The following is a 15,970-nucleotide window of genomic DNA, read 5'->3' as shown; positions in this document are numbered from 1 at the left end:
GAGCTGAGATTTGTCAGGCGGGCTGTTTTGCGAGAGCGAGGCGAGACGCAATCACCAGATCGGGACTATCCGACGTGATGTAAGCGACATCGCGTTGCATCCAGCGGTCAATCAGGTCGCGCTCGTTGAGCGTCCATACACCAAGGCGTTCGTTTGGAAACAGCGACGTGATGCGCTCAAATTCAGCCTCGAACAGGGCGTGGTGAACGCCGACATATTGAACCAGCGGCTCGACGCTCGCAAAGAAATGCTCCAGCCCACCATTGCGCTCAACCCATTCGGTGTTGAGCGACATCAGTCGTTCGATTTCCGGGGCAACTTCGGCGCAGCGCTCAACAACGCTGCGGTCGAAGGAATGCAGAACGACACGCTCTTCGATGCCGCGTGCCTTGATGATTTCGACGGCCTTCTCGACCAGCCCTTCATAAGGTGTGCCATCCGGGCCTGACTTCAGCTCGACATAGAGCTTGAGTTCCGGCCTCGTCGCAAACACGTCCAGCACTTCGTCAAAAGTCGGAATGCTATCCCCGGTCACACTGCCCTGCTCGTCTTTGAGCCGAATGGCGCGACGTGCATCGTCATCGAGATCACGGACATAACCTTGAGCGTCTGTCGTACGCTCCAGCGTGCTGTCATGGATAACCAAAATCTGTCCGGCACCTGTCAGATGCAGGTCGAACTCGACACTATCGACGTCCAGCTTCAGCACGTTTCTGAAACCTGTCAGCGAGTTTTCAGCCCACAGATTGCGCGCACCACGATGCGCCATGATCTTTATCATTGCGATATTCCTATTGAACGGTTGGGTCCAGCTTGTCGCGCAGCCAGTCCCCGAGAAGTGAAATTGAAAGGGTTGTCAGTACGATCACCAGCGCCGGTGCCAGCATGATCCACGGTGCCTGCGTGAGATATTCGCGCGCAAAGCCAACCATGTTGCCCAGAGAGGTGGCCGGGGGCTGTACGCCCAGACCAAGAAATGAAAGCCCGGATTCCATCAGGATTATTTCCGGGAAAGTCAGCGTCATCGACACGATCAGCGTCGAGGCGACATTCGGCAGAATGTGATGAAAATAGACCCGGAACGGCGTAGCACCCAGCTGCACGACCGCACTGGCATAGCCCTGCGCACCGGCAGAAATGGCAAGCCCGCGCGCAATGCGTGCATAACGTTCCCAGCCATAGAAACCCATCAGACAGATGAGCAGCGTCAGCGAGTTGCCGAAGAAAGCCAGCACAGCCAGAGCCAGCACCATGAACGGAAGTGCCGCCTGAAAATCTGCCAGCATCAGCACCACCTGCTCCACCCAGCCACGGAACCGGGCAGCAAGAAAGCCGAGCAGTGTCCCGAAGAAGGCCGAGAGGATTGTCGCGCCAAACGCAATGATCAGCGAAACGCGGATCGACTGCAGAAGACGCGAATAGACATCACGACCAAGTTCATCGGTGCCCAGCCAATGTCCAGGCGTGCCAAGCGGAACCAGACGCGCCATCAGGTCCATTTTGGTGATTGGATATGGTCGCAGCAGATCGGCGAAGGACACCACGAAAAGCATCAATCCAAGCCAGAAAATCGCAAATGCGACACTTGCGGGCACAGACTTACGCAGACGCGTTATAAGCCCCGGTGCGCGAATTGCGGTCGTGCTGTGAAGAGCTGTGTCAGTCATCCTCAACCTCCCTTAGAGCGCGTTTCGATCTGATTGGATCAGATCGCCGCTCTAAATATTTGTTTTAACGCGCATCTTTGTCCGAAAACCGTTTCACACTTTTCGGGATGCGCTCTAATGCGCAGCCTTTGATCTCAGGCGTGGATCAAGAACGCCGTAGAGAACATCGACAATGAGGTTGGAGACGACCATGCAGCTTGCAATCATCAGAAGAAGGCACTGCACGACGGCGAGATCGCGATTGGCAACCGAAACAACAAGCAGGCGTCCGACGCCCGGCCATGAAAAGATGGTCTCAACGACAACCGCACCCGCAATCAACGATCCGACCATGAAGCCGACAATGGTGACAATCGGCACTGAAGCATTGGGCAGTGCGTGTTTCCACACAACATCATGCCAGCTCACCCCCTTGGCGGAAGCTGTGCGGATATAGGGACGGCCAAGCACTTCGATCATTGCCGAACGCGAGAAACGCGCCAGAATTGCCGTACCGCCGATGGCAATCGTCAGCGTCGGCAGAATGCCATGTATCCACGTATCACTACCACCGGATGGCAGAACGCCAAGCTGGATCGAAAAGATCAGAACCAGCACCAGACCAAGCACGAAAGACGGCACTGTAAAGCCAAGAATAGACAGTGTGATCACGCCACGATCCGCAAAACCCTGACGGTGCAAGGCCGCATAGACGCCTGCCGGAATGCCAAGGCACAGCTTGATGATCAGCGCCGGGATCGTGATTTGAAGCGTCGCAGGAATACGCTGCAACACCAGATCGATGGCCGATGCCTTGTCTCGCATGGAGACACCGAAATCGAAGCTCAAAATCCCCTTGAGATAAGAGAGATATTGGAGCCACAGCGGGTCATCCAGCCCCCACGCCTTGCGAAACGCATCAATGGATTCCTGCGGCGCATCAGGACCAAGCATAATCTGTGCGGGATCGCCCGACATGCGCAGAACCACGAAAGCGAAGGTCATGACCAGAAACACGGTGACCAGCGCGCGGAAAAAGCGGGATGCTACATAAGAAAACATTCGAGCCTCACGCCGCAGTTTTGACCGGCTCGACAAAATGACAAGCGGTTCGTCGGTCGTAACCGGAAATTTCAAGTTCTGGCATTGCGGTCGGACACTGGAACCCAGCAATCGGACAACGCGGATGGAAAACGCAACCATTCGGTCGATTGGCCGGATTTGGCGGCTCACCCTTGAGGATCATGCGGTGCTCAAGCCGCTTTCCCGGAACAGGCACGGAGGAAACCAATGCTTTGGTGTAAGGGTGTTGCGGTGTGTCGAAGATCACACCGGAGCTTGCTTCTTCGACGATCTTGCCGAGATACATGACCGCCACGCGGTCGCAGATATTGCGCACGACCTTGAGATCATGGCTGATGAAAACCATGGCAACGCCGTGCCGTTCCTGCAGATCGCGCAGCAGATTGACGACCTGCGCCTGAATGGAAACATCAAGTGCCGAAACCGGCTCGTCACAGACCAGCAGGCGCGGGCTTGTGGCCAGAGCACGTGCGATGATGACACGCTGGCGCTGGCCACCCGACAATTCATGCGGATAGCGATCTCCCTGATCGCGACGAAGGCCGACTGATATCATCAACTCATCGACACGGTCTTTAAGCTCTGTTCCTCTAGCGATACCATGTATCTGCAAAGGTTCGCCGATCTGCGCGGCAATGGTCAGGCGACGGTCAAGGGCTGCGAGCGGGTCCTGAAACACCAGCTGCATCTGAGCGCGAAGCTTGCGCCATTCGACCGTATTGCGCGTTGGCAACGGCTTGCCGTCGAAGAGCACTTCGCCTTCTGTCGCATCGTCAATGCCCAGCAACATACGACCGAGCGTGGACTTGCCGCAACCGGATTCACCCACAATGCCAAGAGTTTCGCCCGGCTGAATGCGTAAACTCACGCCGTCGACTGCCTTTACCGGATCGGTCTTTCTGAAGATGCCGCCGCCCTGATAGGTGCGAACGAGATTGCGGGCTTCAAGAAGGAAACTCATGCAGCCGCTCCTTCTGCACTGATAGTGCAATGGGCGTTTCCCGCATCGATGAATGCGGTTTCCATCACATCAACCGCATTGAAACAGGCGACTTTCTGCGCGCTCAACTGCCGAAGCTCAGGAATATGTTTTTCACACTGATCGGTTGCCTGCGAACAGCGCGGCGCGAAGGCACAGCCTTGCGGCAAGTGTCGGGGATCGGGGACCGTACCCGGAATGGCGCGCAGTCGTTCGCGCCCGCCATCGAGCCGCGGAATGGCATCAAACAGGCCCAATGTATAAGGATGCTTCGGTGTCTCAAACAATTCCGACGTTTGCGCAGTTTCCACGATACGTCCGGCATACATGACGCACACCCGCTCGCATATCTGACTGACTGCCCCCAGATCATGGCTGATGAATACGATCGCCATGCCGGTTTCCTGCCTGATCTGGTTCAGAAGATCGAGAATCTGCGCCTGAATGGTGACATCGAGTGCCGTGGTCGGTTCATCCGCAATCAGCACATCCGGCTCACCGGCTAATGCGATAGCGATCATGATCCGCTGACACTGGCCACCTGAAAATTCATGCGGGAAAAGATTAAACCGTCGCGCGGCATCTGGAATGCCAACCCGTTCCATAAGCCTGATCGCTTCAAGACGCGCAGTATTGCCCTTCAATCCGCGATGGAGAGCCAAAGACTCGACAATCTGTGGCCCAACTTTCTTGACCGGATTGAGCGAGGAACTTGGGTCCTGAAAAATCATCGCAATGCGACCGCCGCGAACGCTTTCCTGCACGCGACGTGGTGCATCAATGAGCTGTTGACCATCAACGACTACTGAACCGGAAACCGATGTCTTGCCCGACAAAAGACCAAGGGCTGCAAGCCAGGTTACAGATTTTCCGCAGCCGGATTCACCAACCAGACCCAGAGTTTCACCCCGGTCGATGTCGAGATTGATGCCGTGCAGAACCTGCACACCGCTGAAAGAAACCTTTAAATCCCGAATGGAGACGAATGCCACCGTCTTCTCCTTTCGCTCGGTCAATCGCGGTTACTGGCGATTTTCAGATGCATTTCATGAAAAGGAAAATGGCTGACGCATAATCGCGTCAACCATTCATCAGGATCAGACGTTCCAGTTGTTTGAACGGAAATCCATGGCGAAGGCCGGAGCGGCTTTCCACTTCAGTTCCTTCTTCATGCCGGTGAACACAGCATTCTGATGCAGCACGCTGTAAACCGGATCTTCGCGCTCGCAGATTTCAAGCATACGCTTGATCGCCTTCTTGCGCTCTCCGCGGTCTGTCGAGGTTTCCATGATGACCGACAGCTTGTTGATCTCGTCGTTCGACCAGTCCTTCTTCTGCTGGACTTCGCCGTTCGGGCCAAACTGCACCACCATCGGTGTGATCGGATCGTTGATGTTGTTGGATGCCGACCAGTCGCGAACACCCTTGGTGCCTGCCGGATCATGGATTTGCGCCCAGTTTTCCTTCATCTCGATCTCGACATTCAGACCAACCTGCTTCCACATTTCAACGAGAACCTGAGCAGTCGGGGTCTGGTTGGTGTAGTAGTTGTTGAGCAGACGGTAAGGGATCGCATCGCCCTTATAATTGGCCTGCTTGAGCAGATCGCGGGCGAGTTCCGGGTCGAACTGTGGTGGTTCCCAGCCTTCGATGAACATATCGGAGGTGCGGAAGCTTTCAAACTGCAGACCAGCAGGCACAACAGTCTGACCGGCCCAGAGCGAATCCACGATTGCCTGACGGTCGATCGAATGAGTCATCGCGCGGCGAACCAGCGGATCGCGCAGCACTTCATTCTGCGTGTTGAAAATCGTCGTGCGATGGTTCCAGATGGTCGAGCTCTGGACTTCGAGACCCGGATTGTTCGCAACATTGCCGATCTGATCTGGTGGAAGATCGCAGGCGAAGTCATACTGACCGGAAATCAAACCGTTTACGCGGCTTGCAACTTCCGGCACTTCGACGAAGCGGATCTGCTGCAATGGCGGGCGACCGCCCCAATATTCGTCGTGCGCTTCAAGCACCAGTTCTACGTCTGGCTTATAGTCAGCAACCTTGTAAGGGCCGGTTGTGACTGGCTTACGAGCCCAATCGGTATAGGACTTTGCTTCGTTCCAGGCGCGCTTGTTGGCAATCTGCGAACCGAAGGCGTAGAGGCGGCCTTCAAGTGTGACGTCAGGTGTCGCATTGTGGAAACGCACGGTATATTTGTCGACAGCTTCGACACCGCGAAGGGCTGGCCACAGGCGACGCGAAATGCCCGGAATTGCAGCTGGCAGTTCTTTTTCGGTCTGCGGCTTGAAGTTTGCTTCGTAAAGCGTCTTGCCACCCGATGGCTCAGTACCTGCAAAAAGGCGCTCATCGGAGAACGAGAAAACCACGTCTTCAGCCGTCAGTTCATCGCCATTGTGGAACTTCACACCCTGACGCAGCTTCAACTCAATGGTCTTGTCATCAAGACGCTTCCACTCGGTGGCAAGGCCGGGAACAGGTCCCTGATTGCCCATCCAGTCACGCAGGATGAGACCTTCCCACAAATTCGGGAAGAAGACACGCTCGCCAACATTCGACTGCTCGTTCCAGATGTCGAGCGTGTTGTTGTTGGTGATCTTCTGCACCGCGATCGTGATCGAGCGGCGCTGGTTGGCGCGAACGATGCCCGGCAAGACGAAAGTGCCGGCAGCAGCTCCCATCAAACCCAATGCGTGACGACGATTAATAAGCATGCTTTACCCCGAACGATGGCGACCGCCGGATGAACGACGGCCAGCTTTGAGACTGCACGGGGAATAGGCCTCATTTGTAACAGTATTTTCTCAGTTCATTGAAGCTTTCTTGAATGCTTGCGCTTTCGGGGCATCATGAGCGCAACAAAAAACCCGGCACAAAGGCCGGGTTTTGTCACAAATCAGAAGCTTGCTGATTAAGCAGCAGAAGCCTTGATCCAGTCGGCAAGGCGGCTCTTTGGAGCAGCGCCAACCATGTTGGCGGCGAGTTCGCCATCCTTGAACATCAGCAGCGTTGGGATCGAACGCACGCCAAACTGTGCGGCGAGTTCAGGATTTTCGTCGATATTGACCTTGGCGATCTTAACCTGACCAGCCATTTCAGCGGCAATCTCATCAAGAGCCGGAGCGATCATCTTGCATGGACCGCACCATTCAGCCCAAAATCCACGACGACAGGCTCGCTCGACTGAAGAACGTCCGACTGAAAATTGCTGTTATCGACCTTTACGGTTGCCATAGGGCTATCCTCATATCTGTTTGAGAGCAAAAGACTCAAGAGAAACTGCTCATTTGACTATATCATGTGGCGTGTTGACTGCCATCCGTCAAGTTCTGGTTGGTCACCTTTCCTTGAGAGTCACTGAGCGCCTTCAGTGCTTCATCCATTGAAGCTTCTGGCAATGGCAGCAGATATGGCCCTTCGGTGAACAACAAAGCGGCCTCGACTACCCGTCCCGGATAGAGAGGCGCAAGCAATTCCCGATAGAGCGCCAGCTGCGCGCGATAGGCGAAAGGTACGGCTTCAACACTCTTTGGCGGCGGGCGATTGGTTTTATAATCCACGATCAGAACGCGAGCTTCGTCAACGCTGATGCGGTCGATCTGCCCTGACACGGCATGGTCTTTTCCGCCGAGATTGATCGTACCCATGACCGCCACTTCACCACGCGATCCTTTGGCAAAGACCGGCGCAAACTTTAGATCAGCCAGAATGGTTGCCACACTCGCCCAGGCTTTCGCGCGTTCAGCTTCGGGCCAGTCGGAAGCAATGCGCGCGAGATAGTCCTGCGCAAGCTTCTCACGCTCATTTATCGCCACTTCGGGCAGATATTGCAGCAGCATATGGATCGCCGTACCGCGCCTTAACGCGAAAGCCGACGTCTCGCCGCTCTGTCCCAGAACGGGCGACAACGTATCGAGCGGTGGCTCCTCATCCGCTTCAATCAATGCCGATGCGCCCGATGGGGCAAGGGGACGCGGCAGCCCCGGTTCCGGCTTTATCGGCTTTTTAAAGTCGTCTGGCAGTGGCGGCAGTTCTGCGACTTGCACCACTTCAGGCTCGGCAATCTCAGTCAAACCGCGCGGCGTGTTGCGGTAGCGTCGGGCGGCAACGCCCGAAACCGGGTGCACAAAGGTTTCAGCCTTTGTTGTCAGCGCATCTTCGACCAGCCTGTGCCATGTCTCGCCGCTTTCACGCGATCCGCGATAGCCACAGACAATCAGCCGGTCCTCCGCACGCGTCATTCCTACATAGAGCAGGCGGCGATATTCTTCTTCGGCGCGCACCTTCAGGCCCTCAATCTGCGAAGCCAGAAAGCCGGTTTGATAACCAGCATTGGGTTGCCAGAGATAGCCTTTCACCTGTGGTCCATCATTAGTAAGATCAAACGGAATGAGCTTTGGTGCGCGCGTCCCGCTCCAGACGGCATTGCCCGGATCAACCAGAAACACTACAGCGCCTTCAAGCCCCTTGGCGGCATGAACCGTCATGATACGCACTTCGTTGCGGCCCTGATCAAGTTCGCGCTTGATTTGCGGCGAGGCTGCATCGAGCGTTTCCAGAAATGCCTGCATGCCCGGCAGGCCAGCGCGTTCAGCGGAAAGCGCATAGTTCTGAAATTCGTCGATAATATCGCCTGCTTCCGGCCCAAGCCGCGCAAGCAACTTACGCCGAGCACCATCCGCACTCAAAACCCGCGCATAGAACTCGAAGATTGGCATGGTATCGGCCATATTGCGCCAGCGGCTCAGCGTCTTGTGCACACCGATCAATGCCGGTTCTTCAAGGGATGCATGATAGAGACGCTCAAACAGTGTTTCGCCGCTCTTGCGCGGATTGGCCAATGCAAACAGCCTGTCATCATCCCAGCCAAACAGCGGACTTTTTAGAAGCGAAGCCAATGACAAATCATCTGACGGCTGCAAAACGAAACGCCCCAGCGCCATCAAATCCTGAATGGCGATGTGGCTTGTAAGCTTGAGGCGGTCGGCACCAGCCACCGGCACATGGCGCTCTTTGAGTGCCCGCGAAAGCGCTGGCATGAACTGATCGCGCTTACGAACCAGCACCATAATATCTTTCGGCGCAAGTTTGCGGTTCTGACCTGGAATGGTTTCGCCGCGATCAAGCCAGTAGCGAATGGTTTCTGCAATCTGTTCGGCAAGTTTTATGGCAGGTGCCTGCAAGTGGTCGACCGGCACGCGCCAGTCATCCGGCTCCTCAACCACTTCCGGCGTCAGCATATCCCAGATTTCTACCTCACCCGGCTCCTGATCGCGAATGGCAGAGTGAACGGTGGCCCCTGACAAGCCGCGATTAGCCTCTGGACGCGAGAACACTTCATCTACCGCCTGCAAAACATCTGGCGCAGAGCGGAACGAGAAATTCAGGCGGACCTCTTTAAACGTAAGGTCTGCATCACGAGCCTTGGCACTGATGGCTTTACCTTGAATAGCAAAGTCTTCCGGCACGGCCCCCTGAAACGAGTAGATCGACTGCTTTTCATCGCCCACGGCAAACAGCGTGCGCTGCACGTTGCGCTGACCGAGGCCTGAGAAAAACTCTTCCGACAACATGCGGATGACCTGCCACTGATCGGGACTGGTATCCTGTGCTTCATCGACCAGAATATGATCAATGCCGCGATCAAGCTTATACTGCACCCATTGCCCTGCCCCATCACGCGCCAGAAGCGCCACCGTGCGGGTAATTAGGTCTTCAAAGTCGAGCAGGCCGCGCTTGCGTTTCAAATCATGATAGCGCTGCAGGAGATTATCAATGAGTGTGAGCCCGGCCAGATTTAGCCGGATAAGCCGCAGCTCCTTGATCTTGTCGAGACCAAGTTCAACACGCATTGCTGCGGCATTAAAATCTTCTTCGAAATCCGGCAGCAGCTTTTTTACGGCAGCCGAGCCCACATAAGACCCGGATTTGGCCTCGCCCGTCGCCTTCAGGAAGGAAGCACGCAGAACGGCTTCCTTGTCGAAACTGCTTTTCACTTTCTCATATTGCTTGAGCTGCAACGCGAAGTCATGCGCGCGTGCCGCACCCTTCTGGATCGACAAAATGAGATCGAGTGCATCTTCGGAAAATTCCGGCACCGGCCACATATCATCCAGTAGATCGGATTCGCGCGTGTCGGGCCTGAAACGGAAATGCCGGTGCAAAGTCTCGCTGCGCTCATCCGCATTGCCAAGCGCCATAATGTATTGCTGCAAGCCATTGCGGCGGCCCACGGCTTCATCAAGCAGTGCCTGCAAACCCATCTCGCCTGCTGCCTGCATGACATCGGCAAAAGCGTTTGCCAGTTCCGGATCGCCGCCGCCATGTGCGGTCTCAAGCAGGGTGCGGCGCGCTTCGCCAACAAGGGCCGCCTGCATGAGATCGTCCATCATCTCGAAGTGGCCTGCGATGTTCGCCTCAAGCGGGAACTGATGCAGGATCGCTTCGCAGAATGCGTGGATGGTCTGGATTTTCAGCCCGCCTGGCGTTTCAAGCGCCCGCGCAAAAAGCCTGCGTGCCACGGCAAGCCGTGTCGCTCCCGGACGCCTGCCTTCAAGCTTGACAAGCCTGTCGGCCAAATCCTCATCCGGCAACATTGCCCATTCAGACAATCGCGCAAAAACACGGTTCTGCATGACGGCCGCTGCCGCCTTGGTATAGGTGAGGCAGAGAATTTTCGACGGGTCGGTGCCTTCGAGCAGCAGCCGGATAACGCGCTCAGTCAAAACGTGAGTCTTGCCGGAACCGGCATTGGCCGACACCCAGACAGAGGCCAGCGGATTGGCGGCACTGGCCTGCGCTGCAATTGTTTCCGGTGGAATCACACGTTGCTTTTTCATTCGCCGCCCTCCCCGCCAGCATCACCACCAGCGGACCATTCCAGCACGCGTGCCAGATGATCATAATCGCCCGTCAAATCTGTCTCACGAAAAGGAAGCGCGCGGAAAGATAACCCTTAGCCGGATTCTGATAGTCGGTCAGCAACTGCGCCAGTCGCTGCCATGCCTCTTCACCAAGGGCGGGTGCAGTTTTTTCCGAAGGCGGCCTGCCAATTTTTAAAATCGACTCGGGCTTCACCTCGCCGCCTGCCCGCAATCGCACATAGGTCAGATCAGACGCTCGAACCGCGCCCAGATCGGAAAAAGCACCCCGCGCAAGAAGAGCTGCTTCCAGCGCCAACTGTGGCGACAAGAGAACATGCGCCTGTCTTGGCGATGGCGTGGAGCCGGTCTTATAATCGATCACTTCCGCTGTCCCATCACGCATCAGATCGATACGATCGGCACGGCCCGACAAAGTGATGCCAAGACTTTCAACCTCGCGCTTATCCGACGAAATTTCGGCAAAGCGGGTTTGAACATTATAAGCGCGTTCCCGCTCCCATTCGAGGAATTGCGGAATAAGAGCGGTAAAACGCGGCCACCAGACTGCTTCTATCTCAATGGGTAGATCCATTTCGCCAAAGAAATGCCGGCCAAATTCTTCGAGCTGCACGGCTGCATCGGGAGCCAGCGGATCAATGCCCTCTTCGGTGAAATGCCCGAGAATGTCGTGAAAAAGCGTCCCACGTTCTGCAGCTGCCGGATCGCGGATCAACGGCTCCAGCGGACGCAGTTTCAGAATCTTTTTGGCAAAGATCGCGTAGGGATCGCGACGCAGGGTTTCGATTTCCGTGACCGAAAAATGCTTGGGCCGTGCGCTTACGGGCGGTGCCGGTTCCGGGCGTTTGACAAAAGGCACATCAGGCGCCTGATCGATTTCACGCGCCCAATGGATAAAACGTTGCCCACGCGAGCGCATATCCTTGGTCACATCTGAACCCAGAACCGTTTCAAGCCGCTGCAACCAGCGCGACGGAATAGTTGGTGCATTGTCCGAACGCTGCGAACGCGACAGCACGACATGATCCATGCCGAGCGCCATCTGGAAATCGTGCGCTGCAAGGCCGGTACGGCGCTCAGGTGGATCAAGCGCGATCATCGCCTTCATAGGGCGCGACATGAACGGATCATTGCGCGTCTTGGCGGGCCATGTGCCTTCGTTGAGGCCACCGATCACCAACGTATCCATGGTCTGCAAACGCGCTTCCAGCGCACCCCAGATGAAGACGCGCGGATGGCCGCCCGGATGTGGCTTAACGGTTTCGCCCGACATCAGAGCTTCAAGAATTGCGGGCCATTCAATAGCCTCAAAATCCAGTCCCGCTTCGCTCGCCACAAGCTGACGCAGAAATGAAGCCAACTTCTCGCCATGCTCCCCGGAATAATAACGCGTGACGCTTTCGCTTTCATCACGCGCCAGATTTTCCAGCGCTTCCACAGTTGCCCGTGTAATCTCGCCAATATCCGTTCGCCGGTTAATGGTGGCAAAAAGGTGCCAGCGGCGCAACAGCTTCCGACAGGTTCACGCAAAGCGCGCGCGCCGCTTCAATCATGTCAGGCGTAACAGTCGCGTGCCATGCCGGTTGCCATGACTGGCTGGCGCTTTCTTCCATGCGGCGATCGAAAAAAGGCGGGAAGATCGATGATCGATGCCCTACCCGTACCGCCACGGAACGCCACCAATTCAAGCGTTTCCGCAGCCAGTCGCCGTTCGATACGTTTGCCACCAAGCCGCAGCATCGGATGCTTGACCAGCGCCAATAGGGCCACCGGATCGCCGGGGTTGAACACCGTTTCGACCATGAGACGCATCAGCGTCGCGGTTTCGATATCGCGCAAATGGCGGCCGCCGGAATCATCGGCGTCGATGCCAAAGCGGGCGAGTTCGCCCACCACGCGGCGCGCGAGATTTCTATCGGCAGTAACCAATGCAGCGGTCTTGTTTTCATCGCTGATCGCATCGCGAAGCGCCAGGGCCACTGCCAGCGCTTCCTCACGCTCATTAGCGGTTTCAATCAGATCGATCTTTTGAGCCGATTGCAGCAATGCTTGGGGCTGCATATCCGCATCGCGGTTAAGCAGGCTCCATGCATCCGTGGTTTCCGCCGGTCGCAGTGCTTCGCTGACCACACGCTCCAGCACGCGCTTGTTAACCGGCATATCTTCGATATGCTCGACGTCCTCGCGCAACACTCCAATGGCCTGCAACAACTTGTGGAGACCATATTGCGGATGGCCGAAGGTGGACGGATTATCATCCGAGGCCCCCAGCATGTTCCACGCGCCTTCATCAAGATCACGATCCAGTCCCGGCAGAACCACAGCGCCTTGCGGCAGTCGGGCAATGACTGAAACGAGCTCGGCAGTCGCGGGAATGGAGCCTGTGGAACCAGCCGCAATCACAGGCCCCTGAGGCGGATGATCGCGCAGTCGTCGCACCTCGCCCCAGATCAGTTCATTGCGGTGCGCTGCCGGATTGGACAGCTTGCGCTCTTCCAGAATTTCCGGCCAGAGTTTCGTGACAATATCGAGAAAGCCGAGCGTAACCTGCCACCAGTCGGCAAGGTCATCAGGCGCAATGCTGGCAAGCTCGCTCCATTTGGCATTGTCGGTTTCGACCTGGTCCATCAGGCCAGCCAGATCACGCGCAAGCCAAATCGCGTCAGAGGTTGTTGCGGGAACCGAAATATCATCGACCCCAAACAGCGCCCGCACATGCGCAGGCAGCGATTCACGCCATGGACGAATGAGACGCGCCAACAATAGCAGGCGCTCGGCCTTGCCAATTGGCGGATTGAGATCGAATATGCCGCTTGTAGCCGCGTTGAAAAAAGCCGCGTCTTCGTCCACATCGCCCAACGGGCGAATGGTGGGAAGGATCGCAGATTTAGCCGGATTCATATCAACCAGAATGGAACGAAGCGCACGCGCGGCGCGGCGCGTCGGCACATAGATGGTGGCGCTCGCTAGTGCCAGTGGATCAGACACATTACCCGGAAAGCCTTCAATCAAACGGCCTTCCAGAAGTGCCTTGGCAAAGGCTGGTAGAAAAGCTGTGCCGGATGGAATGGAAAAAAGCTTTGGCCTCGTAATGGTCATTCCGCCATGCTCTCCTTACGCAATTGCGGAAAGCACAGCCTCCGCCTCGCCGATTGCTTCCGGTGTTCCCACCGTCAGCCAATGCCCGGTCATGGGCATACCATAAAGACGCCCGGCTGCAATGGCTTCATCAAAATAGCGGTTGAGCGATGAAACACCCGGCTCGGCTTTCGCAAAAATACGCGGATGAATGATTGCTGCACCGGCATAGATGACGGGATCGCCCGCGACATCGCGCAGACGGCGCAAGCGCCCCTCAACATCCGCAACGAAGTCGCCCTTGCCTTCAAAACCTGTTGCCTGATCGAGCCGGGCCGTCATGAGAAGGATATCCATGCAGGCATCGTCCCATGCATCACGAAGAGCCGTGATATTCGGCTTTGCTTCATCCCCAACCCAGAACGTATCGGCATTGAGTACGTAGAACGGCCTACCCCCAAGCTGCGGCAGCACATTGACGATACCACCCGCGGAATCAAGTAGCAGATCGCGCTCGTCGGAGATCGTGATTTTCGGCTCTGCACGGTTGGCAAGATAGTCGATCAGTTGGTCGGCTAAGTAATGAACATTGACGATTGTATTCTCAACGCCTGCTACTGCCAGCGCATCCAGCCCCCAGTCGATCAGCGGCTTACCAGAAACCTTAACCAGTGGCTTGGGCATGGTTTCGGTGATCGGGCGCATACGCTTGCCAAGACCTGCTGCAAGCATGATCGCTGTATCAGGAAGTGTCATTGTTGCTCCAGCAAAGCGAGATCGTCAAACCAGCGGGCTACCGGCGCCATGACCGGATGCTTTAAGACGCGACCGAGATAGTCATGAATGCGTGGCAGATGCGCGAGATAATGCGGCTTGCCATCACGCTCATCAAGACGCACGAACAAGCCCAGCAGCTTGGCGTTGCGCTGCGCACCCATAGCGGCATAGGCCATCCGGAAAGCCGCTTCGTCAAACACATGGCCAAGCTTGCGGCGTTCATCACAATAGGCATCAACCACTGCCTTTTCGAGCTCCGACGTAATCGTCACGCGGGCATCAAGCGCCAGTGAAGCCACATCATAGGCAGCTGGCCCGATCATCGCGTCCTGAAAGTCGATGGTGCCGATTTTGTCTACACCTTTCGCATCCTCAAACCAGAACAGGTTTGGTGAGTGATAATCGCGCAGCAGCAGGCTTTTTTCGCAATCGGCGATATCGGTCAGAACCTCATCCCATGCCGCCTCATAGGCTGCAACTTCGGCTTCAGTAAGCTTGCGGCCCATGATGCGTGGCGCATACCATTGTCCCACGAGGCTCACTTCCATGATCATCGCATCGCGGTCAAATCCTGCAATGATATGATCGAGATGGCCCGGAACCGGCGCCTGATCTGGCCACTGAACACCGTGAAGATGCGCCAGAAACCGTCCCGCTGCCTCATAGCGTTCAGCGACAGGTTCGCCGGAGGGTGCGCGGATGCCTTCTGTTCCCAGATCCTCAAGGATCAGAAGCCCCGCATCAATATCCATTGCGCGCATTTCTGGCACCCGCAAACCATGCGCTGCAAGCAGGCCGTCAATAGCCACGAAAGCCTGAATATTCTCTGCAATATGCGCGAGCTGGCGATAGGATTTTCCGTTGCGCAGCGGTGGATCATAGGGCATCGCCGGTGCATTCATCAGAACTTCGACACCATGTGCGCTTGTAATGATCTCATATTTGCGCGGTGAAGCATCGCCCTGCAAATAGCGGCGTGTGGCAGCTGCCCGGTCGTTGTTTTCAAGGAAAGCCCGGATGTCGAGCGTACGCTGAAGCCGCGCAATCGCAGCCTCGGGACCTGCAATGGCAATGCGCCGCCCTGCCCCTTCATGGGTTAATGTCACGGCGAAGCTTGGCTCCGGCAGAAAACCTTCCGCCTGCTCCGGCCATTCGGACAGCACCACACCATCTTCGAGGAATTCGACAAGCCCCAGTTCGTCCAGCTCCTCACCATGCGAAATCCGGTAAAGATCAGCGTGCGCCACGGGGATGCGCAAAGCCTCATAGCTCTGCACCAGCGTGAATGTCGGGCTTGGCACCTCAAGCCCCTCATCATCGGCAATCGCACGGATGATCGCGCGGGCGAGCGAGGATTTACCGGCACCAAGATCGCCCGATAAAGTGACGAGATCGCCTTTGATCAGCGCTAAAGCGAAATCCTCGCCAAAGCGCTGTGTAGCGGCTTCATCGGGCAGGAACAATTCAAGACGGGTTATCGGGCTATTGATTGGGGTGCTCATGCAGCACCATTT

The 15,970-nt window shown here is 56.3% G+C and carries 9 protein-coding genes and 2 pseudogenes; all 11 read right to left on the bottom strand.

The genetic code is table 11. The features are described 5' to 3' along the window. Nucleotides 1–13: 13 nt before the first annotated feature. Entirely contained in the window at nt 14–781 is a 768-nt protein-coding gene (locus tag C9380_RS00440) for a glycerophosphodiester phosphodiesterase family protein (RefSeq protein WP_128092764.1), read from the bottom strand. A 10-nt stretch (nt 782–791) separates the two neighbouring features. Next, nucleotides 792–1,667, bottom strand: a complete 876-nt coding sequence (locus C9380_RS00435; RefSeq protein WP_128092763.1) for an ABC transporter permease — start codon at nt 1,665–1,667, stop codon at nt 792–794. A 114-nt stretch (nt 1,668–1,781) separates the two neighbouring features. Continuing rightward, entirely contained in the window at nt 1,782–2,708 is a 927-nt protein-coding gene (locus tag C9380_RS00430) for an ABC transporter permease (RefSeq protein ID WP_094540916.1), read from the bottom strand. 7 nt (nt 2,709–2,715) lie between these two features. Continuing rightward, nucleotides 2,716–3,690: an ABC transporter ATP-binding protein gene (locus C9380_RS00425; RefSeq protein ID WP_128092762.1), complete on the bottom strand. Its 975-nt coding sequence runs from the start codon at nt 3,688–3,690 to the stop codon at nt 2,716–2,718. After that, the gene (locus tag C9380_RS00420) at nt 3,687–4,700 is read right to left on the bottom strand and encodes an ABC transporter ATP-binding protein (protein WP_024898415.1); all 1,014 of its coding nucleotides are present in this window, start codon (nt 4,698–4,700) and stop codon (nt 3,687–3,689) included. Before C9380_RS00420 ends, C9380_RS00425 begins: the two co-directional genes overlap by 4 nt. A 105-nt stretch (nt 4,701–4,805) precedes the next feature. Then, complete coding sequence (locus C9380_RS00415; protein WP_024898416.1) at nt 4,806–6,434, bottom strand: ABC transporter substrate-binding protein; 1,629 nt, start codon at nt 6,432–6,434, stop codon at nt 4,806–4,808. A gap of 197 nt (nt 6,435–6,631) precedes the next feature. Beyond that, nucleotides 6,632–6,954: pseudogene (gene trxA / locus C9380_RS00410) on the bottom strand (thioredoxin). A gap of 62 nt (nt 6,955–7,016) precedes the next feature. Next, the gene (gene addA, locus C9380_RS00405; RefSeq protein ID WP_128092761.1) at nt 7,017–10,559 is read right to left on the bottom strand and encodes a double-strand break repair helicase AddA; all 3,543 of its coding nucleotides are present in this window, start codon (nt 10,557–10,559) and stop codon (nt 7,017–7,019) included. Continuing rightward, nucleotides 10,556–13,700 (bottom strand): annotated as a pseudogene (addB, locus tag C9380_RS00400) (double-strand break repair protein AddB). Before addB ends, addA begins: the two are co-directional and overlap by 4 nt. Nucleotides 13,701–13,715: 15 nt before the next feature. Further along, nucleotides 13,716–14,435 (bottom strand): nucleotidyltransferase family protein, encoded by a 720-nt coding sequence (locus C9380_RS00395; protein ID WP_128092760.1) that lies wholly within the window; start codon nt 14,433–14,435, stop codon nt 13,716–13,718. After that, complete coding sequence (gene tsaE, locus C9380_RS00390) at nt 14,432–15,946, bottom strand: tRNA (adenosine(37)-N6)-threonylcarbamoyltransferase complex ATPase subunit type 1 TsaE (protein WP_128093609.1); 1,515 nt, start codon at nt 15,944–15,946, stop codon at nt 14,432–14,434. The genes C9380_RS00395 and tsaE overlap by 4 nt, the downstream gene beginning before the upstream one ends. Between the last annotated feature and the right edge of the window lie 24 nt (nt 15,947–15,970).

The organism is Brucella pituitosa (genome assembly GCF_003049685.1).
In the GTDB taxonomy this organism is placed as follows: domain Bacteria; phylum Pseudomonadota; class Alphaproteobacteria; order Rhizobiales; family Rhizobiaceae; genus Brucella; species Brucella pituitosa.
The sequence above is the reverse complement of the archived record's forward strand: the minus strand, read 5'-3'. Positions and strand labels throughout refer to the sequence as shown.